The sequence below is a fragment of the Curtobacterium sp. MCPF17_021 genome, from assembly GCF_003234605.2.
Classification (GTDB): Bacteria; Actinomycetota; Actinomycetes; order Actinomycetales; family Microbacteriaceae; genus Curtobacterium; species Curtobacterium flaccumfaciens.
In genome coordinates this window covers 2,964,147-2,990,549 of record NZ_CP126252.1, presented here as the reverse complement: position 1 = coordinate 2,990,549, position 26,403 = coordinate 2,964,147, and the positions used below count along the sequence as shown (strand labels likewise).

The window sequence follows — 26,403 nt, the reverse complement described above, 5'->3', positions numbered from 1 at the left end:
CGCTGGTTGTTGCAGACGCGGGATATCGATAGTTGCACACGCGGGGTAACCGCGCAAGCAACTGTCGCCGTCTGCACCGACCGAAGGAGCCCCGATGTCCGTCGACGACACCTCCACCGCCGTCCGTGCCCACGGCTGGCGCACCCTGGCGGCGCTGCACGGCCTGATCGAGACGCGCCTGGAGCGGGACCTCCGGCAGGTCGACCTGTCCGTCGTGGAGTTCACGGTGCTCGATGCTCTGCGCCGCCAGGACGGCTTCCACATGCGCATGCAGCAGCTCGCCCGCGCGGCCGCCCTCAGCCCGAGTGCCACCACCCGACTGGTGAACCGGCTCGAGGAGCGTGCCCTGCTGACCCGTGTCCTGTGCGCCGACGACCGTCGCGGGCTCTACACGGAGCTCACGCACGCCGGGCAGGTCCTGCTCGAGCGTGCGACACCGATCCACGCCGAAGCGCTCGAGGGCGCCCTCGCCGAGGCGCACGAGGTCCCCGAGCTCGCTGACCTGGCTGAGGCCGTCGACCGGCTCGAGGGTGCGCGCGTCTGATGGATGACGTTCCGCGGTGTTCAGTTTTTCGACTTGTTCAATTAGATTGAACATCGAGAAAAAATGAACGAGGAGCGTCATGGACGACCAGATCGTGTACGAGGCCATCGCGCGACTCCGCGAGTACGGCTTCGATGTCGCAGTCTCGAGGGAGCCTGAGGGGTTCGATGGCTCTGCTCTCTGGGACGCCGTACTCACCCGCGATGCTGACCCCAGCTGGCGATGGCCAGTGGACATCGCACTCCTCGATCCGCTCACGATGGAGTCCCTGCGACGGGCACCTTGGAACGTGAAGTCGACACCGACGTTGCTGGTCGGAGCGAAGATCTCAGCCCGGACTGCAGAGCAGTTCCGATCGCTCGGGACTTGCTTCGTCGATGTCGCTGGCAACGCGTTCATCCGGCACGACGGGGTACTCGTGGACGTGCGGGGCCGGACGAGACCGGGCGCGTCCGAGGAGCGCGGTGTGAGCAGTCGAAACGTGAACCTCTTCAGCATTCGCCGAGCGCAGGTCCTGTTCGTCCTGCTGACCTGGCCGCGGATGATGTCAGCGCCGCGGCGAACCGTCGCGAGGGTCGCAGGTGTGTCCGTCGGGCTCGCCAGCGAGGTCGTCGAATCGCTGCGAGCGTCCGGGACGGACGAGGCAGACCTCCGACCCGGGGGTACAGCCCGCGAGCAGCTCATCGACCAGTGGTCCGCTGCGTTCGCCTCGGGTCTCGGAGCTGAGAAACGAGCGCGGGCCTTCGCCGGCCAGACCCTCGAGGTCCAGGCGGTGGACGGGGTGGAGGTGTTCCGGAGCGGTGAAGCGGCAACCGCGTGGTTGCGGCCCGAGACACTGTCGCTGTGGGTTCGGCCATGGTCGTCGGCGCTCGCGCTCGCGAACCGTTGGCGTGCCGGGGCCGCGCCGAACATCTGGGTGCGGGAAGCCTTCTGGACCGACCCGCGGCCCTATCCGTCCGGAGTGAGGACGGCGCCGCCACTGCTCGTGTACGCGGAGCTCATGGCTGCTGGTGATTCTCGCTCGCAGGAAGCAGCGGCCAGGGTCCGCGCGGAGACGGGACTCGTCGATGCACTCGGATGAACGTCTCGACGTCGTCGATCACGTCGTCCGAGACCTCGTGGGTCGACAGGTCGACCCCGCGCGCCTCATGATCATCGGCGCGGAGGCTCGCGACCAACTCCATCACGTCCAGTTCGGCCGGACTGACACCGTGCGTGCGACCTCCGACGTGGACATCGCAATCGCCACAGACGACTGGCAGACGTACGAGGATGTCGTTGCGACGTACACGCGGACCGGTTCCAACGGCGTGCGTTTCGTGGTCGCCGACATGGAAGTCGACTTCATGCCGTTCGGCCGGGTCGAGGACCCCGACGGCGTGGTGACACCGGCCCGCCGCCGCGAGCAGATGAGCGTCTTCGGGATGGCCGATGTCTTCAGTGCAGGGACGTGGGTCGATCTGCCGAGCGGGAACCGTGTCCGCTTCCCCACCGCGGCTGGGTACACGCTGCTCAAGCTGCGAGCCTGGGTGGACCGTGGACACGCCAACGACCGTGACGCACAGGACCTTGCGCTGGCGGTGGACTGGTACTGCGAAGACGAACGGGTCCGGGAGGCATCCTGGAACGACGATCGGATCGAGCTCATGGAGGAGTACGGCTCCAACACGGACCACGTCGCCGCTCGTGTGCTCGGGCGCGAAGCCGCCGCGATCGTGTCGCGACCCCGCGCACGCGAGCTCGACGCACTCCTCGAACGGCGCCCGATCGCAGCGAAGCAGTTCGTGTTCTCCTCGGTTCGGAACATGGCACTCGCCGAGCGCGAGGCTCGGGTCGGTGCGCTCGCCGCCGGGTTCGCTGAGATCGCTCGGTCCTGACCCGACGGAGGCGCAGACGCTCAACCGAGTAGCGGAGTTCAGAGGCGCGGCGGCCCCGTCGTCGAGCGCACGACGAGCGTCGGCGGCACGAGCGTCCGGAGGGGATCGGCCGGCGCCCCTGCAGCCGCGCCGATCCGCTCGACCAACCGCGCAGCCGCCAGGCGCCCGACCTCGTCGTTGTGCGGGTCGACCGTCGTCAGGCGCAGCAGGGGTGACGCGGCGAGCGGGGTCTCGTCGTTGCCGATCACCGAGACGTCCTGCGGCACGCGGAGTCCGGCTTCCTGCACGGCGGCGATCGCGCCCATCGCCATGACGTCGTTCGCGGCGAACACCGCGGTCAGGTCGGGGTGCTCCCGGAGTGCGAGCCGCATGCCCTCGTAGCCGGTCGTCTCCGAGGTCGGGCCGGAGCCGTAGACCAGCGGCTCGATGCCGGACGCGACCAGCTGCGCGACGGTGGCCTGACGGCGGACGGCAGCCGGGCCTCCCGAGCCGGTGACGTGGGCGATGCGGCGGTGACCCAGGCCGATCAGGTGATCCGCTGCCAACCGTCCGCCGGCGGCTTCGTCGGAGGCGACCACGTCGAGTCCGCCGGGGACGTCCTCGCGTGCGCCGGCGACCACGACCGGGGTGTCGGCGGGGACGACGACGTCGGGGAAGCCCTCGGCGGCGAGCACCACGCCGTCGACCCGCAGGGAGACCAGGTCGTCGAACGGGGATGAGTCGAGGTGGGCGTTGGCGCGGGTGTCGGCGAGGGTGAGGCGGAGGCCGTGCGGGGCGAGGGCCTCGCGGATGCCGTCGAGCATCGGGACGTACCAGGGGTTCCGGAAGTCGTCGACGATGACCCCGATGGTGCGGGTCCGGGTGCCGGCGAGGATGGCGGCGGCGCGGTTCGGGCGGTAGCCGAGCTCCGCGACGGCGGCGAGCACCGCGGAGCGGCGGGCCGGGGAGACCCCGGGATCGTCGCGCAGCACCATCGACACCAGGGACTTCGAGACGCCTGCGCGTGCGGCGACGTCGATGATCGTCGGCGGGCGAGGGGTCACGCTGAGCCTTTCCGGCACGGTGCTTGACAGGACATGGGCTGGTGCGGCTACAGTCTACCGACACGTTCTGGAACGTTCCAGAATCGGGATCCAGCGACCTTCTCGAAGGAGAGAACATGAGCGACAGCATCGGCGTCGCCGTCATCGGCGCGGGCATGGCGGGCAAGGCCCACATGGCTGCGTGGCGGAACGCACCCTCCCTCTTCACCTCGACGCTGCCGCCGGTCCGGCTCGTCTCGGTCGGCGACGTCTACGAGCCCCTCGCCGCCGAGGCCGCACGGCGCTTCGGCTACGAGCGGCACGACACCGACTGGCGGGCCATCGCGGCGGCGGACGACATCGACGTGGTGAGCGTCGTCGTCGCGAACACCCTGCACCGCGAGATCGTCGAGGGGCTGCTCGCCGCAGGCAAGCACGTCCTGTGCGAGAAGCCGCTGTCCGACTCGCTCGACGACGCACGCGCGATGGCGACCGCCGCTGCCGAGGCCGCACAGCCCGGGGTGCTCGGCCGCATCGGGTTCACCTACCGCCGGGCTCCCGGCCTCGCTGCCGTCAAGGAGCTCGTCGAGGACGGCACGCTCGGCCGGGTCTTGCACGTCTCCGGCCGGTACTGGACCGACTACGGCGCCTCGCCCGACGTCCCGTTCTCGTGGCGCTTCGCCGGGGAGCCGGGGTCCGGCGCGCTCGCCGACGTCGGCTCGCACCTGACCTACGTCGCGGAGTTCCTGGCCGGCCCGGTCCGGAGCGTCAGCGGTGGCACGTTCACCACGTCGATCACCGAGCGCCCCGTCGCCGCCGGACACGCCCTGCGGGGGCAGGCCGTCCCGCTCACCGGTGAGACCGCGGCCGTCGGCAACGACGACTACGCCACGTTCAGCGCACGCTTCGGTGACGGCACGGTCGTCGGGTCGCTCGAGGCCTCGCGCGTCGCGGCCGGGCACCCGAACGGCCTCGTCATCGAGGTCTTCTGCGAACGCGGCGCCGCCCGCTGGGACCAGGAGCGCGCCTCTGAGATCGGCCTCGCGCTGCAGTCCGACGGCTCGCGCACGGGTGGGTACCGCCAGGTCGTGCTCGGCCCCGACCACCCCTACGTCGCGGGTGGCATGGCGATGGACGCCCCGGGGGTCGGCTGGGGGCAGAACCAGATGTTCGAGTACCAGGCGCGGGCGTTCCTCGACGAGATCGCGGGGCTGTCCGGCGCCGCGCCCGACGCCCTGCCCGCGAACGCCACGTTCGACGACGGCGTGCACAACATGGAGGTCCTCGACGCGGTGGCACGATCCGCCGCGGCCGGGGGCACGTCCGTCGACGTTGCCGACGCCGTCGTCCCGACCACGCAGGGTGGTGTCCGCGCATGAAGCTCGGTCTCTACAACGCGATCCTGCACGACCGGCCCCTCGCCGACGCACTCCGGGTCATCGCGGACAACGGGCTCGCCGGCATCGAGCTGAACACCGGCGGGTTCCTGCCCCCGGTGCACGTGCCCGACATCGACGCGATCCTGCAGGACGACGGGGCGCGTGACGCGTTCCTCACGCAGTTCGCGGGGACCGGCGTCGAGATCGCCGGGCTCAACTGCAACGGCAACCCGCTGCACCCCGACCCGGCGATCGGCCCCGCGCACGCCGAGGACGTCCGGCGCAGCATCCGCCTCGCGGCCCGCCTCGGGCAGGACCGCGTGGTCACGATGTCCGGACTGCCGGCGGGGGAGCCGGGCGGGACGCGGCCGAACTGGATCGTGAACGCCTGGAACTCGGCCGCGCTGGACGTCCTCGAGCACCAGTGGAGCGTCGCGGTGCCGTTCTGGCAGGAGATCGACGCCCTGGCCCGGGAGCACGGCGTCAAGGTCGCACTCGAGCTGCACCCGCAGAACCTCGTGTTCAACCCGGCGTCGATCCGGGAGCTCGTCGAGCGCGGCGGGCTGACCAACGTCGGGGTGGAGCTCGACGCCTCGCACCTGTTCTGGCAGCAGATGGACCCGGTGGCGGTCGCCCACGACCTCGGTCCGCTCGTGTTCCACGCCGCAGCGAAGGACGTCCGGATCAACCCGCACGCCGCGATCAACGGGGTGCTCGACAACTCGTTCCGCCGGTTGTCGCCGGACGAGTCACGCACGAACCTCGGCGGCGACGAGTGGGCGAACGAGTGGCCGAAGCCGTCGGCGTGGGACTTCGTCGCGCTCGGCAAGGGCCACGACGAGGCGTACTGGACGACGTTCCTCGAGGCCCTGCGTGCGATCGACCCGGACATGTGGGTGAACATCGAGCACGAGGACACCGAGCTCGGGCGCGAAGAAGGGGTCGCGGTCGCCGCACGCGTGCTGCGCGCCGCGGACGCGGCGCTGGCGCCCCGGTCCTGACCGTCCGTCAGCCGACCCGAACACTGCCTGGAGGCCCGTGAACCGTTCCGGGCACCGGGTGACGGACCGGCGTGTGGTGGGGCCGTGCCTCCCGGCCCCACCACACGCGGATCGGCCACCGGTGCGCGGAACGACCAGTCCGTGCACCCGTACCGGGTGCTGTCACCGGCCCGATGTAGCATGCACGACACCTGTCCCCGACGATGGAGCCCTGCGTGCCGGAGCCGACCCACCCCGCCTTCCCGCTCGAACACGTGCGGGCGGTGGGCGACGACATCGTGGCCTCGGTCGCCACGGTGATCGACGGCAAGGCGGAAGCCATCCGCACGGCCTTGACGGTGATGCTCGCCGAGGGGCACCTGCTCGTCGAGGACGTCCCCGGCGTCGGCAAGACCGTGCTCGCGAAGGCGCTCGGCGCCTCGGTCGGTGGGTCGGTGAACCGCATCCAGTTCACCTCGGACATGCTGCCGTCCGACGTCACGGGCGTGAACGTCTTCGACCAGTCGTCGGGCACCTTCCGGTTCTCGCCCGGCCCGGTGTTCGCGAACGTGGTCATCGGCGACGAGATCAACCGCACCAGCCCGAAGACCCAGTCCGCCCTGCTCGAGGCGATGGCGGAGTCGCAGGTCACCGTCGACGGTGTGACGCGCCCGCTCGACCGCCCGTTCATGATCGTCGCGACCCAGAACCCGATCGACATGGAGGGCACGTACCCGCTGCCCGAGGCGCAGCGCGACCGCTTCATGGCCCGAATCGCGATGGGCTACCCGAGCGTCGACGCCGAACGGCAGATGCTCGCGAACCGCGGCGGCAGCGACCCGCTGTCGCGCCTGCGGCCGATCGTCGACGTCACCACGCTGCGGGCGATCATCGAGACCGTCGCAGGGGTGCACATCGCCCCCGACGTCGAGGCGTACATCATCGCGATCGTCCGGTCGACGCGCACCCACCCCGACCTCGTGCTCGGTGCGAGCCCCCGCGCGACGCTGCACCTGGCGCAGGCGGCCCGTGCGCACGCAGCTCTGCTCGGCCGCCCGTTCGTCACCCCCGACGACGTCGCGACGCTCGCCCCGATCGTGCTCGCGCACCGGCTCGTGCCGGTCGCCCGTGGGCTCGGCGGCACCGGCGAGGACACCGTGCGCGAGATCGTCGTCCGCATCGTCTCCGACACCGCCATCCCGTTCACGGCCACCCCCGTCCGCTCCTGATGGCCGGTCCATCGGCACCGCCGTCGCTGCTGCGACGCGTCGGTGCCGCACGGTCCACGGCGGCACGATTCGGCCGCCGGGGGCTGTCGTTGGCCCGACGCACCCCGTTCCCGCGCCCGACGATCCGGGGCTGGACGGTCATCGCCGTCGGCATCGGCCTGGTCGGCGGCGGTCTGGTCGGCACCACGAGCGTGGCCGTCACGGCAGGCCTGCTGCTGCTCGTGCTGGTCGTGCTCGGCATCGTGATGGCGTTCGTCGTCGCCACCCCGCTCCGCGGCAGCCGCAGCACCGCACGGGCGATCGTGCAGGTGGGCGAGGTCTACCGGGAACGCATCACCCTCGGCAGCACCAGCCTGCCGATCGGCCCGCGGGCGACGCTGCTCGTGCGCGAACAGCTCGAGGACGCCTTCGCCAGCCTGGCCGAGGCGGAGACCTACGCCGAGGTCGGGCCGAACCTGCCGCCGGCCGTGCTCGACGTCGAGGCACTCGCGATGCACCGTGGCCGCTCGCTGGTCGGCCCCGTGACGATCCGGGTCGAGGACCCGTTCGGCCTGCTCCGCATCGACCGTCCCGTCGTCCCGGCGGAAGAGGTCGTCGTCGTCCCGGCCTCGGCACCCCTCGGGGCGATCGACGCCGGGGCACTCGCCGGTGCGGTCTCGGCCGACGAGGGCCGGGTCGGACAGGGTGGTTCCGCCGACGACAGCGAACTCCGCCCGTACCGACCGGGTGACCCGATCCGCCGCGTGCACTGGGCCCAGAGCGCACGGCGCGGTGAACTGCACGTCCGCCAGACCACCCAGGCCCAGCCGCCCGAGGCCGTGATCGCCCTCGACGTCCGGCGCGAGTCCTACCAGCGGCTCGGTCGAGAGGACCTCGCCGAGCTGTCCGACCTGGGCGGCGACCAGGCCTTCGAACACGCCGTCGTGGTGGCCGCCAGTGTCGCCCGGGCGCTCGCCGCCCGGACCTCCCGTGTCGTGCTCGTGTTCGACGGTCCCGAAGGCGCGACCCGGCACGCGGGCGACGTCGGCGGGCTGACCGACGTGCTCGTCGGGCTCGCCGACGTCCGGCTCCGCTCCGACGCCCGCGAAGTCACTGACGTCCTGCCCGAGGTCCGTGGCCGCGACGTGCACGGCATGACCGCCGTTGTGACGGGCACCTGCACCGCGGAGGAAGCCGCCGCGCTCGTCAGCGCGACCAGCGGTTCGAGCCGCGGCATCCTGGCGACGATCGTGCCGCCGGACCCGGCCGTGCGGGGCATCCTCGACCGCGGCGGCTGGCGGACCCTCGTGGTGCCGGTCGTCGGCGCGACGCCGTCCGGGGCCGCCCGGTGACCGGGCTGAGCGCGCCGGCGCGTAGCCGTGCCGACGTGCGCGAGATCCTCGACCGCGACGACGACCTGCGTGACGTCCCGAGCGCCTGGGTCGTGGCTCTCGCGCCGGTGCCCGTGCTCCTCGCTGCCCTCGCCATCCGGCCGCTCGTGCAGGGCATCGCCTGGTGGGCATCGGGTGTCGTCGTCGTCGCCGTGCTCGTCGCCGTGATGCTCGCCGTACGCCGCCAGACGCCCGGCATCCGCTTCGTCGTCCTGGTCGGCACGGTCATCGCCTGCTCGTGCGCCGCCGCACTGGTCAACGACATCCAACCGCTCGGGTGGCTCGACGCCGACGGGGCCCTCGGGGAGACGCTCGCCGCGATCCGCCTGAACCCCGCACCACTGCCGCAGACCGACGCGATCCGGCTCGTCGTCACCGCGTCGATCGGCTGGGTCGCTGCGGTCTCGCTGTTCCTCGCCGCCATCGCGCGGATCCCGTCGCTCGCCGCGGCCCCGGCCCTCGTCATCCTGATCGTGCCGGGCGTCATCACCGGGCAGCCCGCCGGCACCCCGCTCGTCATCACCACGGCGGTGGCGTTCCTCGCCCTGCTCTGGCTGTCCGTGCGCCCGGTGCAGCGCGCACTGCCGGCCGCGGTCGTCGGGGCGATCGGGCTCGTCGTGGCCATCGGGCTGCCGACGATCGTGCCGCTGAATGCCAGCTGGTTGTCCGGCGTGACCGGTGCGATCCAGTCGCCGATCCAGCCCGGACGGCCCGGCACCCTGCTCGAACTCGGCAACGACCTGCGCCGTCCGAGCGAGCTCGAGGTGTTCCGGTACCGCTCGTCCGACGGGCAGCCCGAGTACCTCAAGCTCGCCGACCTCGACGAGTTCGGCACGGGGGACTGGGTGCCGACCGTGACGAACGCGGCCGAGGCCGACACCGCCGACGAGCAGCAGTGGGCCGAGGGCGTCAACCCGCGCCTGGCGAGCCGTGGCGACGTGACCGTCCGGATCACCGGGCTGTCCAGCACCTACCTGCCGGTCCCGTCGGGTGCGGTGTCGATCGAGTCGCAGTCCACCAACCTCGACCTGTCGCAGTGGCGGTGGATGGGGAACTCGAGCACCGTCCGGTCGACCGGAGCCGCGACCGCCCGCGGCGCGATGTACGAGGTCTACGGGGCTTCGACGTTCGCCAACGACTACCTCGACGCGGTCGCCGCCTCGGGGGTGCTCGCCCGCTCTGACGGCCGTGGCTTCCGGGAGCCCAGCCGCCAGCAGCTGCGCACCGACCTCGCCCTGCCCGACGACCTGCCCGCCAACATCTCGACCACCGCGACCCGCGTCGCCGCAGCCGCGACCGACGACTACGGGCGGGCGCGGGCACTCGAGCAGTGGTTCCGCAGCGACCTGTTCACGTACTCCGAGACCGCTCCCGTCGAGCAGGGCTACGACGGCGACAGCATGGACGTCGTCTCGACGTTCCTGAAGGTCCGCGACGGGTACTGCGTGCACTTCTCGTCCGCGATGGCCGTGATGGCCCGCACGCTCGGCATCCCCTCGCGCATCGCGGTCGGGTACCGGGCCGGGTCGCCGCAGCCCGACGGCGAGTACGCGGTGTCGAACCGGCAGCTGCACTCCTGGCCCGAGCTGTACATCCAGGGCGCCGGGTGGGTCGCCTTCGAGCCGACGCCCGACTCCGACGAGGCCGCGCCGTCCGAGGAGCCCTCGGCGTCGCCGACCGCGGCGGCACCGGAGACCCCGCTGCCGGCACCCGAGCAGACCACCCCGGCGGACGAATCAGCGTCACCGACCCCGTCGGCGTCCCCGGTTCCGGGTGCCGCGGGAGGGTCCGGCTCCGGCGACACAGGTGGCCCCGTCGGGCTGTTCGTGGGGCTGCTGCTCGTGCTCGCGGTCCTCGTCGCCCCGGGCCTCGTGCGCGCTGTCCGCCGCCGGTCGAGGCTGTCGGCGATCGCCGCGGGCCGGGCGCCCGCCGTGCAGGCCTGGCGGGAGTTGCTCGACGACGTCGCCGACCACGGGTACGCCCCGGGCATCGCGCCGCCGGGTGATGCCGCCGCCGTGGCCCGGACCGCCCGTGCCGTGCTCGGACGCCTGCGTCCCGGGTTGCCGGAGTCGGTCGTGCCGCACCTGGAGGCCGCGGTCGACGCGGTCGATCGCGAGCGCTTCGCCGCCGGCGGGGCTGCATCGGTGGACACTCCGTCGTTGGAACGTCACGTCCGCGACGCTCGGGAGGCGCTCGACGCCTCGGTCCCCACGGTGCGCGTCGTGCGGTCGCGCCTGTTGCCGCCGAGCCTGCTGCCGTCGTCCGCCTGGTCCCACGACGGGCCGAAGCCCCGCCGTCGGGATCGTCGCACGGCCTGACGCGGGCGCGTGCCGGCTGGCGGGTGTTGCACGGTGCGGGGTTCGTCGGGTGTGCGTGGTTGGTGGCTCGGTGCGGGGCTGTAGGCGTGCACGGGGCGGTTGAGCGGACACGGGGTGGCGAACCTCGCACGGTGCTGGCTCTGTTGGGCGATGGCTCGGCGGGTGTTGCACGGTGCAGGGTTCGTCGGGTGGTGCGTGGTTGGTGGTTCGGTGCGGGGCTGTAGGCGGGCACGGGGCGGTCGAGCGGACACGGGGTGGCGAACCTCGCACGGTGCTGGCTCTGTTGGGCGATGGCTCGGCGGGTGTTGCACGGTGCAGGGTTCGTCGGGTGGTGCGTGGTTGGTGGTTCGGTGCGGGGCTGTAGGCGGGCACGGGGCGGTCGAGTGGGCACGGGGTCGCGAACCTCGCACGGTGCGAAGCCCCGACCGCCGCGCCGCGCCCGCCGCCGCCCCGCCCGCCAGCCGCCGCCATCGCGAGCGCTTCGCCGCCGAGCGGGGCGCCGCGCGTCAGCGCCGGCGGATGACCGCCTCGACCAGCGTCGCGATGAGCTCGCCCGGATCGACCCCGGGCAGCGCCGGCGCGTCGAACACCAGGCCGACGTTCGCCCCGATGAGCACGGTCGCGAACTCCTCCGGGGTCATGCCGACCTCGACCTCGGGGTGCGCCCCGAGCCAGAGTCGCACCAGCTCCAGTACTCCGTCCTGCAGGATCCGGCGCTGCCGGATGAACTCGGGCAGCAGCTCCGGGTGCCGCACCGCGTACCCGCGGAACGCCGAGAGCAGCGCGAACTGCTCGCTCTGGTCGTTCTGCCCGAACGCGGCGCGCAGGACGTCCCCGACGTCGACGGCGGCGATGTCCGCGTGCACGAGTTCCTGCAGTGAACCGAGCACGACGTTCGTGGAACGCTGCATGACCTGGGCGAGCAGGTCTTCCTTGGACGAGAAGTTCGAGTAGACCGCACCCTTGCTGAACCCCGCGCGCGCTGCGACGTCGTCGAGCCGCGCGCCGTACACACCCTGTTCGGCGAAGACCGCGGCTCCGGCGGCGAGCAGGCGTTCCCGGACCTCGGCGCGCGGGATGCGCTGGGTGGGGGAAGCGTCGTCGCTCATCGGTTGCTGCTCCGACCTGTGCTGGTGGTCGTCGGGGAGAGCATCGTGGTGGAGACCTGCCGCGCCGCGCGTCTGATCCCGCGCGGCATCAGCGAAGCCCCCATCCCCACGTCTGCTCGGAACCGGCGCGTTCGGGTCGCGTCGGTGCTGTGCGGACAGCGTTCACCGGGATCATCCCCGGCAGAACTGCCAGGACGATACCCGGCGGTACTGATCGTAGCGTCGCGGGGCCGCGGAGGACAGCCTCTCAGTCCTCGTGCTCTTCTCGGACACTGCCGGCACCGGTCCGACGGCCCGGGCGGCGGAGCAACCGGAGCGCGTCCGGCCGCAGGCTCCGACCCCGCCGGAGCAGCGAACCGAGGGTCGACTTCGGCTGCCAGTCACGGCCGTTCGGCAGCCCCCAGCCCCGCCGGACCGCTCCCCAGCGGAGCCCGAGCGACAGGGTGATCGCGAGCAGGATGCCGAGCGACGGCGACCCGAGCGCCGAGGCGATCACCATCACGGCCGACGCGGCGACGGCCACGGTGGCGTACAGCGCGTTCCCGCCGAACACCGCCGGCACCCGCCGCAGCAGCAGGTCGCGCATGGCCCCGCCGCCGACCGCGGTGATGGTCCCCATGATGATCGCGGCGGGCCAGTCGAGCCCGGCGTCGTAGGTCCGCTGCACGCCGACCACGGCCCAGAACCCGATGACGGCGGCGTCGAGCACGGTGAACAGCCGGTCCCAGGTGAGCTCGGAGAACGACACGAGGAACGCGATGAGTGCCCCGGCGACGGCGACCGGCACGTACAGCGGGTCGACGAGCGCGACGGGTGGTCCGTTCTGCAGCAGGGTGTCGCGGAGCATCCCGCCGCCGAGTCCGGAGACGAACCCGACGACCAGGAACCCGAACAGGTCGAAGTCCATCGCGCGGGCGATGGAGCCGCCGAGCAGGGCGGACGCGAAGACCCCGGCGAGGTCGAGCACGTTCGTGACCGACGCCAGGCCGTCGACGGACAGCAGGTTCATGAGAACCATCAAACATCACGTCGCACGACTGGCGGGCCGTTCGGCGGTTAGGTTAGCCTCACCTTCGTCATGCTCGCCACTCTCGTCATCGGTCTCCGTGAAGGCCTCGAAGCCACGCTCATCGTCGGCATCATCGCCGCGTTCCTGCGTCGCAACCGCGTTCCGCTCACCCCGATGTGGTCGGGCGTCGGGCTCGCGGTGCTGCTCAGCATCGCCGTCGGCTTCGGGCTGCAGGCGGTCGAGCAGGCGCTGCCGCAGGCCCAGCAGGAGGGCATGGAGGCGGTCATCGGCATCGTCGCCGTCGTCTTCGTCACGGGCATGATCGTCTGGATGCGCACGCACGCGCGCACCCTGACCGCCGACCTCGAGGCCAGTGCGACCGCTGCCCTCGGCCGTGGCACCGCCTGGGCCCTCGCCGGCATGGCGTTCCTCGCCGTCCTGAAGGAGGGCTTCGAGACCTCGGTGTTCCTCCTCGCCACGTTCCAGGCGTCGTCGGACACCGGCCTCGCCGCGCTCGGTGCCGTGATCGGCATCGCGGCCGCGGTCGTCGTCGGTTTCGGCATCTACACCGGTGGCGTCCGCCTCAACCTGTCGCGGTTCTTCACCGGCACCGGGGTCTTCCTGGTGTTCGTCGCGGGTGGCCTGGTGCTGACCGTCCTCCGCCGCGCGCACGAGGCCGGCTGGATCGTCATCGGCCAGCAGCGCACCGTCGACCTGTCGTGGCTCGCGCCGAACGGTTCGGTGCAGGGCGCGCTGGTCACCGGCGTGCTCGGCATCCCGCCGGACCCGCGGGTCATCGAGGTGCTCGGCTGGTTCCTCTACGTCGTCCCGGTGCTGGCCCTGACGCTCTGGCCGCGCGCCTGGCGTCCGTCGCCGGACCGCGTGCCCCGGGTGCGCGCCGTCGTCGCCGGTGCACTCGCCGTGGCGGCAGCGGCACTCGCGATCGCCGTGCCGACGGGCGGGGTCGACCTGCCCCGCACCACCGCGGTCAGCGGCGACGCCAGCTCCGTCTCCGCCAGCGTCGACGGTGCGTCCGGCGTCCTCCGCGTGGCCGGCACCGGAACCGGCCAGGAGGCCCGACTCACCCTGCCGACGTCGGCCCACCGCCGCGTCACCCGCGCGGGCGTGGCCGCCGACCGATGGCGTGTCGTGCAGGACGAGGCCGGTGAGCAGGACGGGGACAGTGAGCAGGGGAGCGGTGCCGACCGCCCGGCGACGCTGACGCTCGACGACCTCGTCGGCCTGTTCGGCCGCCTGCCCGTCGGGGTCTCCCCGTCGACGAACCCCGGCCCGTTCGCGGCGCGCTGGGCCGTGCGCGACACGGTGACCCTGTGGACCGTCCGTGGTGGGGTCCTGGACGCGACCCGCGACGAACGCGAGGTGCTGACGCTGAGCGGTGGGGGCCTCCCGTCCGCGCGCACCACGACCCTGGACCGCACCGTCTGGTCCGTGCCCGACGCCCGCGTCGAGCGGTCGGCCGCCTCGGTGGCCGCCGCCGACTCGCGGTCCGCCGACCTGCTGCTCTGGAAGGCCTGGCTGCCGATCGCCCTCGGCATCGCGGCTGCCGCCCAGGCGCTGCTGGCCCTCCGTGACCGCCGTCGCCGACGACTCCACACCATCCCCACCTCCGAACCCGTCCCCGCTCGCGGCCCTCCGGCCGTGGACCCTGCAAGGAGCACCGACCATGTCCTTCGGTAAGCCCGTCCGACCCCTGATCACCCTGGGCGCCCTCGGCGCCGTCACCGCCCTCGCACTCACCGGTTGCGCCGGTGGATCCGCCGAGGTCGGCGGCTCCGGCGCCGACGCGAAGGTCTCCCGCGTCACCATCACGCTCACCAACGACGGGCAGGACGCCTGCGCGGTGTCCTCGACGAAGGTCCCCGCGGGCCCCGTCACCTTCACGGTCAAGAACGAGTCGTCGACCGCGATCACCGAGGTCGAGCTGCTGCAGGACCAGCGGATCCTCGGCGAGAAGGAGAACCTGGCGCCCGGCCTCGACGCCGTCCGCTTCACCGCCACGCTGACCGGCGGGAAGTACCAGGTGTACTGCCCCGGCGCCGAGACCGAGCTGACGGACTTCACCGTCACCGGCAAGGCCGCGTCGACCGCGAACAGCAGCGCCTCGACCCTGCTCCGCGACGGGACGAAGGGGTACGCGACCTACGTCGACGGCCAGGTCACCGACATGGTCGCCGCGGTCGAGCAGATGCAGAAGCACATCGACGCCGGCGACCTCGACGCGGCGAAGACCGACTACGCGAACGCCCGTCCGTTCTACGAGCACGTCGAGAGCGACGTCGACGGCTTCGTCAAGAAGGGCTTCAAGGCCACCGACAACGCGGGCAACCTCGACTACCTGATCGACATGCGCGCCTCGAACCTCGACCCGGCCGTCGGCTGGAGCGGGTTCCACGCCGTCGAGAAGGACCTGTTCCAGGCCGGGAAGATCACCGCGTCGACCAAGCGGACCGCCGCGGACCTGACCGAGGACGTGCAGCTGCTCGCGAAGCTCGTGCCGACGCTCGACTACAAGCCGGAGGACCTGGCGAACGGTGCCGCGGGTCTGCTTGAAGAGGTGCAGTCGAACAAGATCACCGGCGAGGAAGAGGCGTACAGCCACATCGACCTCGTCGACCTCGCTGCCAACGTCGAGGGTGCCCGTCAGGCCTTCGCGTACCTCAAGCCGGGGCTGACCAAGCTCGACCCGACCCTGACGAAGCAGATCGCCAAGCAGTTCGACGCCACGAACACGATGATGGACGGCTACCGCGACGCCGACGACCTGGGCGGTTTCGCCACGTGGGACGCCGCCACCAAGAAGTCCGACGCGAACACGATCTCGCAGCAGATCCAGGCGCTGCAGGACCCGCTGTCCCGTCTGGCCGAGAAGGTCGCGACCGCGTGACCGAGCCGGACGAGGCACCGCGGGCGGACGACGCACCCCGGGCGAACGTCTCCCGCCGTGGTCTGTTCGGCGCCGGCCTGGCCGTGGCCGGTGCCGGGGTCGGCGCGGCAGCGGGCATCGGCGGCGCCACCGCGGCGACCGGCGTGAACCCGTTCACGGCGGCGACGAACGGCGACGAGTCGATCGACCTGTCGCAGAGCCAGCCGTTCTACGCCACCGCGGCACGGCAGCCGCAGGGCGGGATCCGCACCACCCCGCAGCGGTACTGCGTCTACATGACGTTCGACCTGTCGACGACCGTCACGACCGAGCTGCAGGTGCTCCTCGCCCGCTGGTCGGCCGCGATCGCCCAGCTGCAGGCCGGCAAGACCGTCGGCAGCGTCGAACCCGCGCACGGCAACGGGGTCGGTGCCGACACCGGCGAGGCGCTCGACCTCGGGCCGGCGTCCCTGACCGTCACGGTGGGCCTGGGACCCGGCGTCTTCGACGAGCGCTTCGGGCTCGCCGACCGCCGTCCGGCCTCGCTCGCCGACATCCCGACGCTGCCGAGTGACAACCTGCAGCAGGGACTGACCGGCGGGGACCTGTCCCTGCAGGCCTGCGCCGACGACCCCCAGGTGGCGTACCACGCGGTGCGCGACCTGGCACGGATGGCCCGCGGCACCGCGACCGTCCGCTGGACCGTGCTCGGCTTCGGCCGGGCATCGGCCGGGCCGCACCAGAGCACGCCCCGCAACCTGATGGGGTTCAAGGACGGCACCCGCAACATCACGACCGACGCCGACCACGACCGGTTCGTCTGGCTCGACCACGACGCCGGGTGGATGGCCGGCGGCAGCTACCAGGTGGTGCGGAAGATCCGGATGAACATCGAGACCTGGGACGCCGACGTCGTCAGCGACCAGCAGCGGGTGTTCGGGCGGACGAAGATCCAGGGCGCACCGCTCTCCGGCGGGCAGGAGCACACCACCCCGGACTTCCACGCCAAGGACGACGACGGTGTGACGAAGATCGACGCGACGTCGCACATCGCCCTCGCCGCGCACGAGGCGAACGGCGGCGTGAAGATCCTGCGCCGGCCGTACAACTACACCGACGGGCTCAACGAGTACGGCCAGCTCGACGCCGGGCTGCTGTTCATCGCCTACGTGAACGACCCGGACCACTTCACGCGGCTGCAGCGGAAGCTCGGCGCCTCGGACCGGCTGAACGAGTACGTCTCGCACATCGGCTCCGCGGTGTTCGCCGTGCCGCCGGCACCGCGCAAGGGGTCGTACATCGGCGAGCAGCTCTTCCGATGAGCTGCGTCGCTGACCCGAAGGGTGGGCGCCCTCCGCCGTTTCCCTGGAGGCGGAGGACGCCCGCGTCGCGGAGTCTCGCCGAACGGAACCACCGTCGACTTGCTGAAAGCGACCCGGCACGACGCGTCGCGGTGCGACAACCCCGAGAGTACCCCGCGGATCCGCGGATCCGCAGTGATCGACCGGGATGGGACAGCAACCGTGACCGCCGGGTCGCGCGAGGTGTGCGCCGGACGTGCTCCGGGCCTCCTGACCGACGCGAAGGGGCCGCCTCACCAGGGTGAGACGGCCCGTTCGCGTGTGTGCCCGCAGGCTGTGGGTCAGTCCGTCAGGACCGTCGCGGCACGTCGTGCGCGGTTGCGGCGGAGGACCACGAGTGCCGTGATCCCGGCGAGCAGGAGCAGGCCCGCCGCGATCGCCGGAGCGGTCAGGTCCGCACCCGTGTAGGCGAGGTCGCCACCAGCGCGCGGGTCGTCGTCGGTCCCGCCGACGCCACCGATGCCCGCGTCGTCACCGTCACCCGCGCCGGGGCCGGGGATGACCCCGCCACCCGGGTTCGGGGTCGGAGCCGGGGTCGGGTCGACCGGGTCCGTGGGGTCGGTCGGGTCCGTCGGGTCGGTCGGGTCGACCGCTGCGGCGACCGGGATCGTCACGGCGAGGGTGACGGTCTGGCCACCCGGCAGGGTGACGACGAGCGGCGCGTCCGTCGTGGCGACCGGCTCGGCCACCGCGGCGAGCGAGACGGAACCTGCGGTGCGGGCGGAAGCGCGTGCGGCCGGCGCCTCGATCTCGGGGACCGTGACGGTCAGGGTCGCGCGACCCTGCTCGTCGTTCTTGTCGGTGATCGTCGGGTCGATCGCCGACGATGCGAGCTCCTTGCCGTCCGCGGTGACCGAGACGGAGCCGGCCTTCGCCGGGTCCTCGCTGCTGAACACGAGCGACGACAGGTCGAGCTCGATCTCGTCACCGGGCTGGAAGCCACCGGCCGGGGTCGGCGTGACCGTGACGCCGACGGCGCGCTGGTCGACCGGGGGCGTGACCTTCGGGTTGGCGAGGAAGTAGTCCACCTGGGCCTGCAGGTCGACCTGGCCGGAGTCGGCGACGTTCGTGCCGGTCGCGAAGGCGGCGAAGTTGTCGCCACCGGTCGACAGGAACGAGTTGACGGTCACCTTGAGGGTGTCGGCCAGCGCGATCGCCTTGCCGTCGAGGGTCATGCCGGTGATGCGCTCGCCGCGACCCTTCGACGGGTCGTAGGTGTACGCGAAGCCGTCCGAGACGCCGAGCTTCAGGAACGGACGCTCGAGGCCGTCCGGCTGCCACTGCTGCTCGAGGGCGTTCTTGATCTGCTGGCCGGTCATGTCCTTCGTCACCAGGGTGTTGGCGAACGGCTGGACGAGCGCGGCCTCCTTGTAGGTGACGGTGCCGTCCGGGTCGCCGGCGCCGCTGGACGCGTAGACCATGTCCGTGCGGAGCCCGCCCGGGTTCATGAAGGCGACCTGCGAGCCGTTCCGCTCGGTGGCGCTGCGCTGGACCTCGGCGATGGAGTTGCCCAGGACGGACTCGCCGCCGCGGTTCTCGGCCTTGCGGTCGGACTGCACGGCGCGACGCAGGTCACCCGTGATCTCGCCGAGCTTCTCGCCGCCCTTGACGTCGGCGACGGCCTTCGCGGCGGTCACGATGTCGCTCACGGCGTTGACCGAGGTGGTGTCGGCGGGGACACGCTTGTCCTCGTTGACGGAGGTGACCGAGGACGTGATGCCGGTGAGCTGCTTGTCGGCGTCCACGGTGAGCTGCAGGTGTCCGAGGTTCACCCCGTAGGACCCGGCCTGGATCACCGGACGCTTCGTGCCGTCGGGGCCGGCGATGGAGTGGTTGTACGTCGCGTGGGTGTGCGCCGACACGATGGCCGAGACCTTCGACGAGACGCCGGAGGTGATCTTGCCGAAGGCACCGGTGCCCGTGGCGTCGGTGAGCGCGCTCGTGGTGGCGCCCTCGTGCACGAGCAGGACCAGCACGTCGGCCTCGCCGTTGTCGTCCTTGCCGTCGGTGAGCTGCTCGGCGTACCGGTTGACCTGGCTGACGATCGGGGCCATCGCGAGGCCCTCGACCCCGCCGGGGCTGACGAGCCCGGGGATGAGGTCCTCGGTGGTGGCACCGATGAAGCCGACCTTGACGCCGCCCTTCTCCACGATGGAGTACGGCGTGAACGCGGGGTCGGTGGTGCCGGCCTTGACGATGTTCGCCGAGACGTACGGCCAGTCGGCGCGGTCCTCGATGCGGCCGGTCAGGTCGTCCTGGCCCTTGTCGAGCTCGTGGTTGCCGATCGCGCTGACGTCGAGGTCCATGGCGTTCAGGGCGTCGATCGTGGGGGAGTCCTGCTGGATGAGCGAGGTGAAGGTCGAGGCGCCCACGTTGTCGCCGACGCTGGCGAAGATCGTGTTCGGGTTGGCCTCGCGGTACGACTGCACGACGCCGGCGAGCTTCGCGGCGCCGGCGGCCTTGTCGGCGGCGGTGCCCTCGGACTCGATGCGACCGTGGAAGTCGTTGACGTCGACGATGTCGATCGTCGTGTCGCCGTCGGCGGCGACGGCTGCGGACGGGACGGACAGTGCGACCAGGACCCCGGCGGTGGCGAGGGCCGCGCCGGCGCCGAGGCGCCGTCGGGTCGTCGCACCAGCGGTTCCGGTGGTGTGGGAAGTGTTCATCGTCGTCGAACCTACGAAGACGCACAGGCGACTCGCCAGACCCCCGCGCAACTCGTCACACGACGTTCACACGGCCGTCCCCTCGCACCGCCGACCCGATTCAGTCGCGGCCCAGCACGCCCTTCACCCGCTCGGTGACCTCGGTCGCCATCGCCTTGGCGGAGTCCTTCACGACGTCGAACTCGACCGGGTCGCCCTTCAGCAGGCTCTTCGCCGTGTTGATCGCGTACTCCTTCGTGATGTGCGGGGGCAGCGGCGGGACGCTCCGGCTGACGTACGCGTCTATCAGGGTCACCCCCTGGTGCGCGAACGCCCGCTCCACCGCCGCCTCGACCTCGGAGTCCTCGTGCACCGCGATGCCCTGGAACCCGAGCAGCGTCGCGTACCCGGCGTAGTCGATCGACTCGACGTCCTGCGAGCCGCGCCACATCGGGTTGCCGTCCTCGGTGCGCATCTCCCACGACACCTGACCGAGGTCGTCGTTGTGCATGACCACGATGACGAGCTGCTGGTTCGGCCAGGCCGCCAGGTACTTCTTCACGGTGATCAGCTCGTTCATGCCGAGCATCTGGAAGGCACCGTCGCCGATCGTGCACACCGCCGGACGGTCCGGGAACGCGAACTTCGCCGTCACCGCGTACGGCATCGCCGCGAGCATCGTCGCGAGGCGGCCGGACATGTCGCCGCGCATGCCCTCGCGCAGCCGGATGTGGTGGCCGTACCAGTCGGCGGTCGTGCCGGCGTCCGCGGTGACCGTGACGCCGTCGGGCAGCCGGTCGTTCACGGCCTGGATCACCCGGCGCGGGTTCACCCCGTCGTCGTAGGCGACCTCGGACTGCGCACGCATCTCCGACTCCCACTCGCGCATCTCGTCGGCCACGGTCTGTTGGAAGGACCTGTCGGTCTTCTGCTCGAGCAGCGGGAGCACCGCGTCGAGCGTCGAACCGACGTCGCCCCACAGGTTCAGCTCGGTCGGGTACCGCAGGCCGAGCTGCTCCGGCTTGATGTCGACCTGGATGCCCCGGGCCTGCCCCGACTTCGGCATGTACTCGCCGTACGGGTAGTTCGTGCCGAGCAGCACGAGGGTGTCGCAGTCGCGGATCTGGTGCAGCGACGGCAGCGACCCGAGCAGCCCGAGCTGCTGCGAGTGGTACGGCACGTCGGACGGGATCACGTCCTTGCCGCGGAGTGCCGTGATGATCCCCGCACCCGACTTCTCGGCGGCGGCGAGCACCTGGGCCGTCGCACCGCGCGCGCCCGCACCGACCAGGAACGTCACCTTCGACCCGGCGTTGATGATCTCCGCCATCTTCCGCACCTCGTCGGCGGGCGGCGTGATCCGGGTGGACGCGGGGACGTCGCTCGACCGCGAGGCCCAGTGCTCGAGCGGCGGCGCGTCGTACGCCATCGCCTGCACGTCGTGGGGCAGCACGACGACGGCCGGCTGCTTGCGGAGCGACGCCGTGCGGAACGCGGTGTCGAGCACCACACCGACGGCTTCGGGCGTGGCCACCGTCTGCACGTAGCAGGCGACGTCGGCGAACACGCGCTCCAGGTTCGACTCCTGCTGCGTGAACGACCCCATCGCCGCGAGCCCCTGCTGGCCGACGATCGCCACCACCGGCTGGTTGTCCATCTGCGCGTCGTACAGACCGTTCAGCAGGTGGAAGGCGCCGGGACTCGACGTCGCGACGCAGACCCCGACCTCGCCGGTGAACTTCGCGTGCGCGGTCGCCATCAGCGCCGCGATCTCCTCGTGCGTCGGGCGGACGTACTCCAGGCCGTCGCCCTTCGACGCCGCCTTGCCGAGCGCGCCGTCGAAGGCGCCGATCCCGTCGCCGGGGTACCCGAACACGCGGGAGACCCCCCACGCCTTGATGCGGTCGATGACGAAGTCGCTCACGGTCGTGCTCATGGCACCAGCGTGCGCGGGCGCGCACGGGTCCGTTCACAGTCAGTGGACGGGAGGCGCGGATCACGTGACCGACGTCGGTCACGTGATGCGTGCCTCCAGTCCAGTGCCCGGTGTGGGTCGGCTAGTGCTCCTGCGCGATCAGCGGACGCAGCGTGCGGTGCGCGATGCGCAGCCCCTCGAGCACCCTGTCGTCGGTGCCGCCCCAGAGCGGGTCCTCGTGCTCGACGCTCAGCGTGCCGTCGAAGCCCGCCTCGTAGAGGCGGTCGACGACGCGCGGCCAGTCCACGACGCCGCGGCCCGGCACCCGGAACCGCCACCAGCCCATGTCCCACGGGTCGTCGCCCTTGTCGACCTTGCCGAAGAACCCGTACTCGTTGCGCCGCTCGGGGAACAGCTCCAGGTCCTTCGCCTGGGCGTGCACGATGTGCTCGGCGAAGGGCAGGATCGTCTCGACCGGGTCGATGCCGATCCACGTCAGGTGCGACGGGTCCCAGTTCAGGCCGAAGCCCAGGCCGGTGACCCAGCCCCAGAGCTCGGGGGAGTACGCGATGTTGCCGGGGTACCCGTCGGGGTGCCAGCCCTCCATCACGCAGTTCTCGATGATGAGCCGAACGCCCCGCTCGCCGGCGTAGTCGACGAGCTCGGGCAGGACCCGGTTCCCCTCGGCCATGTTCTCGCGGACGGACTTCGTGGTGTCGCGGCCGATGAAGGTGCCGACGTACGGGATGCCGAGCGTCTGCGCGGTGTCGATGGCGTGCTTGAGGTGGGTCCGCACCGCGGCACGGTGCTCCGGGTCCCGGTGCAGGTTGTTCTCGTAGTACGCGAGCGCCGAGATCTCGAGGCCCGTCCGGTCGAGCAGGGCGCGGGTGGCCAGGGCGTCCTCGTCGGTGAACGTGGCGACCGGCAGGTGCGCCGCCTCGAAGTCGCGACCGCCGGTGCCCGGCCAGACGGCGACCTCGAGCCGCTCGTAGCCCTGCTGCTGGGCGAACCCGGCGATCCGGTCGAGCGACCAGCCGGGCAGGCAGGCGGTCAGCATGCCGAGCTTCACCGGATCTCCCGCCAGGTCGTCTCGGCCGCGCTGCCAATCACGGCCTCGATGATGTCGGCGGAGCGGGCGCCGTCCGCGAACGTCGGCAGTCCGTCGGGGGCCACTCCGGTGCGGACCGCGGTGTAGGTGTCGGCGACGAAGGCCGCGAAGGCGTCGAGGTACCCCTGCGGGTGCCCGGCCGGCACGATCGCCAGCCGGCGCTGGTCCGGGTACCCCTGCGACGGGTCGCGGACCACGATCTGGGCGCCGCGCTCGTTGCCGAACCAGGCCGACTCGGGCTGCTCCTGGTCGAACGCCGCGCTGCCGCGGGTGCCGTCGACCTCGAACCACAGGCGGTTCTTCCGGCCCGACGCGACCTGCGAGATCACGACGTTCCCGATGCGGCCCGTGGCGGTGCGAAAGGTGGCGACGGCGGTGTCCTCGGTGGTGACCTCGGCGCGTTCGGCCGCGTCGGCCACCGGGTCCGGGTCGGGGGAGCCGGAGAACGACGGGCCGGAGGCCGCCGGCCGCGTCGGGTAGACGATGTCGGTCGCGGCGGACACCGAGGCGAAGCGCTCACCCGTGACGAACTCGACCAGGTCGCACCAGTGCGAGCCGATGTCGGCGAACGCGCGGGACAGGCCGCTCGAGGTCGGGTCGACCCGCCAGCTCGAGGCGTCCTCGTCGAGCATCCAGTCCTGCAGGTAGTGACCGTGCACCGCGAGCAGCCGGCCGAGCTCCCCGTCGGCGATGCGCGCCCGGATCTCGCGGACCATCGGGTGGTAGCGGTACACGAACGGCACGGTGGCCACGACGCCGGCCTCTGCAGCGGCGGCGACGAGCTCTGCGGCCTGCGCGGGGTCGATCGCCAGGGGCTTCTCGCACACCACGTTGATGCCGGCCGCGATCACCGCGAGCGCCTGCGGGTGGTGCTGGTCGTTCGGGGTGCAGATGTGCACGACGTCGGGGGCGTCGGCGATGACCTCCTCGAGGGAGGCGTAGCCACGGGGCAGGTCGAGCTGCGCCGCCACCTGCTCGGACCGGGCGGCGTTCCGGCCGAGCACACCGAGGACCTCGGCACCGGAGGCCCGGGCCGCCCGGGCGTGGACGCCGGCGATCATGCCCGTCCCGACCACGGCGACACGGAGGCGTCGCCCTTCGTACCCACTGCTCATGGTGCTCCCTCGCGCCGGACTGACACCACCGTAGCGGCCCGGTCATCCACCGGGGCCGATGAGTACCGTCTGCAGCATGTCGAGCCTCCAGACCAGCCTGCTCATCCTCGGAGCCAGCGGCGACCTGTCCAAGCGCCTGCTCCTGCCCGGCCTCGCCACCCTGCTCCAGGTGAAGGACGACTGGGACATCCAGCTCGTCGGCGCCGGGGTCGAGGACCTGTCCGACGCCGACTGGAAGGCGCAGGTGCGCGAGTCCTTCGAGAACGCGCAGGCGTCCAAGAACGAGGAGGACGAGGGCGCCTCGGGCGAGACCTCGCTGCCGGACCGACTGCAGGCCGTGGTCGACGCCTCGACCTACCGGAAGGCCGACGTCACCGACCCGGACGACCTGCGGGCACTGCTCGCCGTGTGCACCCACGACCCGGCGATCTACTTCGCGCTGCCGCCGGCGGTCACCGAGAAGAGCTGCGAGCAGCTCGCCCGCATCGACCTGCCCGCCGGCACCCGCCTGGCGCTCGAGAAGCCGTTCGGCACCGACGCCGACAGTGCCTCGCACCTGAACGACCTGCTGCACTCGTTCATCCCCGAGGAACGCATCCACCGCGTCGACCACTTCCTCGGCCGCTCCACCGTCCTCAACCTGCTCGGGCTGCGCTTCGCCAACCGCATCATCGAGCCGCTGCTGTCGTCGCAGCACGTCGAGCGCGTCGACATCGTCTACGACGAGACCCTCGGGCTCGAGGGCCGGGCGCGCTACTACGACAAGGCCGGGGCGCTCACCGACATGATCCAGAGCCACCTGCTGCAGGTGATGGCCGTCGTCGCGATGGAGGCCCCCGCCTCGATCAAGGCCGACGACCTGCGCACCCAGAAGGAGCTCGTGCTGCGGGCCGTCCGGCCGTGGGGCGGCGACGTCGTCACCGCGGGCAAGCGCGCCCGCTACACCGCCGGCACCGTCGGGGACCGCCAGCTGCCGTCGTACGTCGACGAGGACGGCGTGGACCCGGCGCTCGGCACCGAGACCCTCGCCCAGCTCACCCTGGAGATCGCGAACTGGCGCTGGGCGGGCGTCCCCTTCACCCTGCGGTCCGGCAAGGCGCTCGCCGCGCAGCGCCGCGAGATCGTCATCACGTTCAAGGACTCCCCGCACGTGCCCGAGGGACTCACCGGCACCGAGCTGCCCGACCGGCTGCGCATCTGGATCGCCCCGGACGAGATGCAGCTCGAGCTCAACGTCAACGGCGCCGGCGACCCGTACACGATCGACCACACCAGCCTCGAGGTGACGTTCAACCCCGGGCGCCTGAGTGCCTACGGCGAGGTGCTGGCCGGCGTGCTCGAGGGCGACGCCACGCTGTCGGTCCGCGGTGACAGCGCCGTGCAGGGCTGGAAGGTCGTCGGGCCGTTCCTCGACGCGTGGAAGGCCGGCAAGGCCCCCCTCGACGAGTACGCCGCCGGGTCCGTCGGCCCCGACGGCTGGGACAACATCGAGGCCTGAGCCCGAGTGGCGGCGTAGCGTCGGGCGACGTGAACACCACCGACGACGTCCTGCAGACCGTTCCCGAACCCGCCGGCGCCGACATCCGTGTCGACGACGTCCCCTACGACCACGAGGGCACCGAACTGCTCGGCGTCCTCGCGAAGGACGGCGCGATCGCGGGCCGTCGTCCGGCCGTCCTCGTCGTGCACGACTGGCACGGTGTGAACGACCACGTCGAGGCCCGGGTGACGATGCTCGCCCGGCTCGGCTACGTCGCGTTCGGCGCGGACATCTACGGCGCCGGTGTCCGCCCCGGTGACGACACGGCGGCCCAGGTCGCCGGCGGTTTCTACCAGGACCTGCCCCTGCTGCGCGCCCGCGCCACCGCCGGGCTCGAGCGACTGCTCGCGGACCCGGACGTCGACCCCGCCCGTGTCGTGGTGATGGGCTACTGCTTCGGTGGCTCGACCGCACTCGAACTCGCACGGACCGGGGCTGACCTGGTCGGCGCCGTGGCGTTCCACGGTGGCCTCATCGCGCACGACCCCTCGGACGCCGCGGACATCCGGGCGAAGCTGCTCGTCCTCACCGGGGGTGTCGACCCCGTCGTGCCGGACGAGGCCGTGCACGCGTGGCAGGACGAGATGCGGGCGGCGCCGGACGTCGACTGGCAGGTCGTGACGTACTCCGGTGCGATGCACGCGTTCGCGGTGCCGGGCACCGACGCCCCGGACCACGGCGCGCAGTACCAGGAGCGCGCCGACCGCCGATCGTGGCAGGCGCTCCGGGTGTTCCTGGCCGAGGTGTTCGACGAGGAGCCCGCGGCGCTGTGACGGAGCGGCCGTCGGAGACCGTTCGCGACACGCCGAGCACGGGGGCCGGACCGGCTCGATTGGCGCCCGGGCCGCACCTGTTGTAGAGTCTTCCACGGCCGCAAGGCCACGCGCTCGTAGCTCAATGGATAGAGCATCTGACTACGGATCAGAAGGTTGGGGGTTCGAGTCCCTTCGAGCGCACAGGCAAGCAGAACGACGAAGGGCCCCGGTGGATTCCACCGG

20 protein-coding genes and 1 tRNA gene are annotated in these 26,403 nt (G+C 71.9%); 14 read left to right on the top strand and 7 right to left on the bottom strand.

Translation table 11 applies throughout. The features are described 5' to 3' along the window. Positions 1-94 precede the first annotated feature (94 nt). From DEJ29_RS14015 to DEJ29_RS14005, 3 genes are all read left to right on the top strand, one after another. A complete protein-coding gene (locus tag DEJ29_RS14015) occupies positions 95-544 on the top strand; it encodes a MarR family winged helix-turn-helix transcriptional regulator (protein ID WP_110865501.1) in 450 nt (149 codons plus the stop codon). Between the two features lie 79 nt (positions 545-623). Further along, positions 624-1,625, top strand: a complete 1,002-nt coding sequence (locus tag DEJ29_RS14010; RefSeq protein WP_111095824.1) for a type IV toxin-antitoxin system AbiEi family antitoxin — start codon at positions 624-626, stop codon at positions 1,623-1,625. Between the two features lie 148 nt (positions 1,626-1,773). Then, on the top strand, positions 1,774-2,421 hold the full coding sequence (locus DEJ29_RS14005; protein ID WP_146237771.1) for a hypothetical protein: 648 nt from the start codon (positions 1,774-1,776) through the stop codon (positions 2,419-2,421). A gap of 38 nt (positions 2,422-2,459) precedes the next feature. Here the strand turns inward: DEJ29_RS14005 and DEJ29_RS14000 are convergent, their stop codons facing one another. Continuing rightward, positions 2,460-3,464 (bottom strand): LacI family DNA-binding transcriptional regulator, encoded by a 1,005-nt coding sequence (locus DEJ29_RS14000; RefSeq protein ID WP_111095823.1) that lies wholly within the window; start codon positions 3,462-3,464, stop codon positions 2,460-2,462. 116 nt (positions 3,465-3,580) lie between these two features. Between DEJ29_RS14000 and DEJ29_RS13995 the strand changes: the two genes are divergently transcribed. The 5 genes from DEJ29_RS13995 (at position 3,581) to DEJ29_RS13975 (ending at position 10,719) form a co-directional block, all read left to right on the top strand. Continuing rightward, a complete protein-coding gene (locus DEJ29_RS13995) occupies positions 3,581-4,822 on the top strand; it encodes a Gfo/Idh/MocA family protein (protein WP_111095822.1) in 1,242 nt (413 codons plus the stop codon). Beyond that, a complete protein-coding gene (locus DEJ29_RS13990; RefSeq protein ID WP_111095821.1) occupies positions 4,819-5,823 on the top strand; it encodes a sugar phosphate isomerase/epimerase family protein in 1,005 nt (334 codons plus the stop codon). Before DEJ29_RS13995 ends, DEJ29_RS13990 begins: the two co-directional genes overlap by 4 nt. A 203-nt stretch (positions 5,824-6,026) precedes the next feature. Next, the gene (locus tag DEJ29_RS13985; RefSeq protein WP_111095820.1) at positions 6,027-7,031 is read left to right on the top strand and encodes an AAA family ATPase; all 1,005 of its coding nucleotides are present in this window, start codon (positions 6,027-6,029) and stop codon (positions 7,029-7,031) included. Between the two features lie 89 nt (positions 7,032-7,120). Continuing rightward, the gene (locus DEJ29_RS13980) at positions 7,121-8,362 is read left to right on the top strand and encodes a DUF58 domain-containing protein (RefSeq protein WP_181438270.1); all 1,242 of its coding nucleotides are present in this window, start codon (positions 7,121-7,123) and stop codon (positions 8,360-8,362) included. Between the two features lie 35 nt (positions 8,363-8,397). Further along, the gene (locus DEJ29_RS13975; RefSeq protein ID WP_146248397.1) at positions 8,398-10,719 is read left to right on the top strand and encodes a transglutaminase TgpA family protein; all 2,322 of its coding nucleotides are present in this window, start codon (positions 8,398-8,400) and stop codon (positions 10,717-10,719) included. Between the two features lie 506 nt (positions 10,720-11,225). Here the strand turns inward: DEJ29_RS13975 and DEJ29_RS13970 are convergent. Next, positions 11,226-11,828, bottom strand: a complete 603-nt coding sequence (locus tag DEJ29_RS13970; RefSeq protein ID WP_111095761.1) for a TetR/AcrR family transcriptional regulator — start codon at positions 11,826-11,828, stop codon at positions 11,226-11,228. A gap of 247 nt (positions 11,829-12,075) precedes the next feature. Continuing rightward, positions 12,076-12,837 carry a trimeric intracellular cation channel family protein gene (locus tag DEJ29_RS13965; RefSeq protein ID WP_071406483.1) on the bottom strand — a complete coding sequence of 254 codons (762 nt, stop codon included), beginning with the start codon at positions 12,835-12,837 and terminating at the stop codon, positions 12,076-12,078. A gap of 69 nt (positions 12,838-12,906) precedes the next feature. On the opposite strand from DEJ29_RS13965, the gene efeU reads away from it, so the two are divergent. From efeU to efeB, 3 genes are read left to right on the top strand one after another with little or no spacing between them, the layout of a single operon-like run. Next, on the top strand, positions 12,907-14,535 hold the full coding sequence (gene efeU / locus DEJ29_RS13960) for an iron uptake transporter permease EfeU (protein ID WP_111095760.1): 1,629 nt from the start codon (positions 12,907-12,909) through the stop codon (positions 14,533-14,535). Further along, a complete protein-coding gene (gene efeO, locus DEJ29_RS13955) occupies positions 14,522-15,742 on the top strand; it encodes an iron uptake system protein EfeO (RefSeq protein WP_111095759.1) in 1,221 nt (406 codons plus the stop codon). Before efeU ends, efeO begins: the two co-directional genes overlap by 14 nt. Next, positions 15,739-17,043, top strand: coding sequence for an iron uptake transporter deferrochelatase/peroxidase subunit (gene efeB / locus DEJ29_RS13950; RefSeq protein ID WP_111095758.1), 1,305 nt, complete (start codon positions 15,739-15,741; stop codon positions 17,041-17,043). The genes efeO and efeB overlap by 4 nt, the downstream gene beginning before the upstream one ends. Before the next feature lie 320 nt (positions 17,044-17,363). Here the strand turns inward: efeB and DEJ29_RS13945 are convergent, their stop codons facing one another. From DEJ29_RS13945 to DEJ29_RS13930, 4 genes are all read right to left on the bottom strand, one after another. Continuing rightward, positions 17,364-19,748, bottom strand: a complete 2,385-nt coding sequence (locus DEJ29_RS13945; protein ID WP_111095757.1) for a bifunctional metallophosphatase/5'-nucleotidase — start codon at positions 19,746-19,748, stop codon at positions 17,364-17,366. Between the two features lie 100 nt (positions 19,749-19,848). Then, positions 19,849-21,663, bottom strand: coding sequence for a thiamine pyrophosphate-requiring protein (locus DEJ29_RS13940; protein WP_111095756.1), 1,815 nt, complete (start codon positions 21,661-21,663; stop codon positions 19,849-19,851). A gap of 121 nt (positions 21,664-21,784) precedes the next feature. Further along, positions 21,785-22,711, bottom strand: coding sequence for a sugar phosphate isomerase/epimerase family protein (locus DEJ29_RS13935; protein WP_071406477.1), 927 nt, complete (start codon positions 22,709-22,711; stop codon positions 21,785-21,787). Continuing rightward, a complete protein-coding gene (locus DEJ29_RS13930) occupies positions 22,708-23,865 on the bottom strand; it encodes a Gfo/Idh/MocA family protein (protein WP_071406476.1) in 1,158 nt (385 codons plus the stop codon). The genes DEJ29_RS13935 and DEJ29_RS13930 overlap by 4 nt, the downstream gene beginning before the upstream one ends. Positions 23,866-23,941: 76 nt before the next feature. Between DEJ29_RS13930 and DEJ29_RS13925 the strand changes: the two genes are divergently transcribed. The 3 genes from DEJ29_RS13925 to DEJ29_RS13915 all read left to right on the top strand — a co-directional run bounded on the left by DEJ29_RS13925 (position 23,942) and on the right by DEJ29_RS13915 (position 26,361). Then, a complete protein-coding gene (locus DEJ29_RS13925; protein ID WP_111095755.1) occupies positions 23,942-25,363 on the top strand; it encodes a glucose-6-phosphate dehydrogenase in 1,422 nt (473 codons plus the stop codon). Between the two features lie 29 nt (positions 25,364-25,392). Further along, positions 25,393-26,178: a dienelactone hydrolase family protein gene (locus tag DEJ29_RS13920; protein WP_111095754.1), complete on the top strand. Its 786-nt coding sequence runs from the start codon at positions 25,393-25,395 to the stop codon at positions 26,176-26,178. Between the two features lie 110 nt (positions 26,179-26,288). Next, positions 26,289-26,361 (top strand) — tRNA-Arg (locus tag DEJ29_RS13915). Positions 26,362-26,403 lie beyond the last annotated feature (42 nt).

Bases quoted from the DNA above. Each gene is read 5' to 3' on its own strand.
- DEJ29_RS14015 (WP_110865501.1), top strand. From the start codon at position 95: ATGTCCGTCGACGACACCTCCACCGCCGTCCGTGCCCACGGCTGGCGC.
- DEJ29_RS14010 (WP_111095824.1), top strand. From the start codon at position 624: ATGGACGACCAGATCGTGTACGAGGCCATCGCGCGACTCCGCGAGTAC.
- DEJ29_RS13995 (WP_111095822.1), top strand. From the start codon at position 3,581: ATGAGCGACAGCATCGGCGTCGCCGTCATCGGCGCGGGCATGGCGGGC.
- DEJ29_RS13990 (WP_111095821.1), top strand. From the start codon at position 4,819: ATGAAGCTCGGTCTCTACAACGCGATCCTGCACGACCGGCCCCTCGCC.
- DEJ29_RS13985 (WP_111095820.1), top strand. From the start codon at position 6,027: ATGGAGCCCTGCGTGCCGGAGCCGACCCACCCCGCCTTCCCGCTCGAA.
- DEJ29_RS13970 (WP_111095761.1), bottom strand. From the start codon at position 11,828: ATGAGCGACGACGCTTCCCCCACCCAGCGCATCCCGCGCGCCGAGGTC.
- DEJ29_RS13965 (WP_071406483.1), bottom strand. From the start codon at position 12,837: ATGAACCTGCTGTCCGTCGACGGCCTGGCGTCGGTCACGAACGTGCTC.
- efeU (WP_111095760.1), top strand. From the start codon at position 12,907: ATGCTCGCCACTCTCGTCATCGGTCTCCGTGAAGGCCTCGAAGCCACG.
- efeO (WP_111095759.1), top strand. From the start codon at position 14,522: ATGTCCTTCGGTAAGCCCGTCCGACCCCTGATCACCCTGGGCGCCCTC.
- DEJ29_RS13945 (WP_111095757.1), bottom strand. From the start codon at position 19,748: ATGAACACTTCCCACACCACCGGAACCGCTGGTGCGACGACCCGACGG.
- DEJ29_RS13940 (WP_111095756.1), bottom strand. From the start codon at position 21,663: ATGAGCACGACCGTGAGCGACTTCGTCATCGACCGCATCAAGGCGTGG.
- DEJ29_RS13930 (WP_071406476.1), bottom strand. From the start codon at position 23,865: ATGAGCAGTGGGTACGAAGGGCGACGCCTCCGTGTCGCCGTGGTCGGG.
- DEJ29_RS13925 (WP_111095755.1), top strand. From the start codon at position 23,942: ATGTCGAGCCTCCAGACCAGCCTGCTCATCCTCGGAGCCAGCGGCGAC.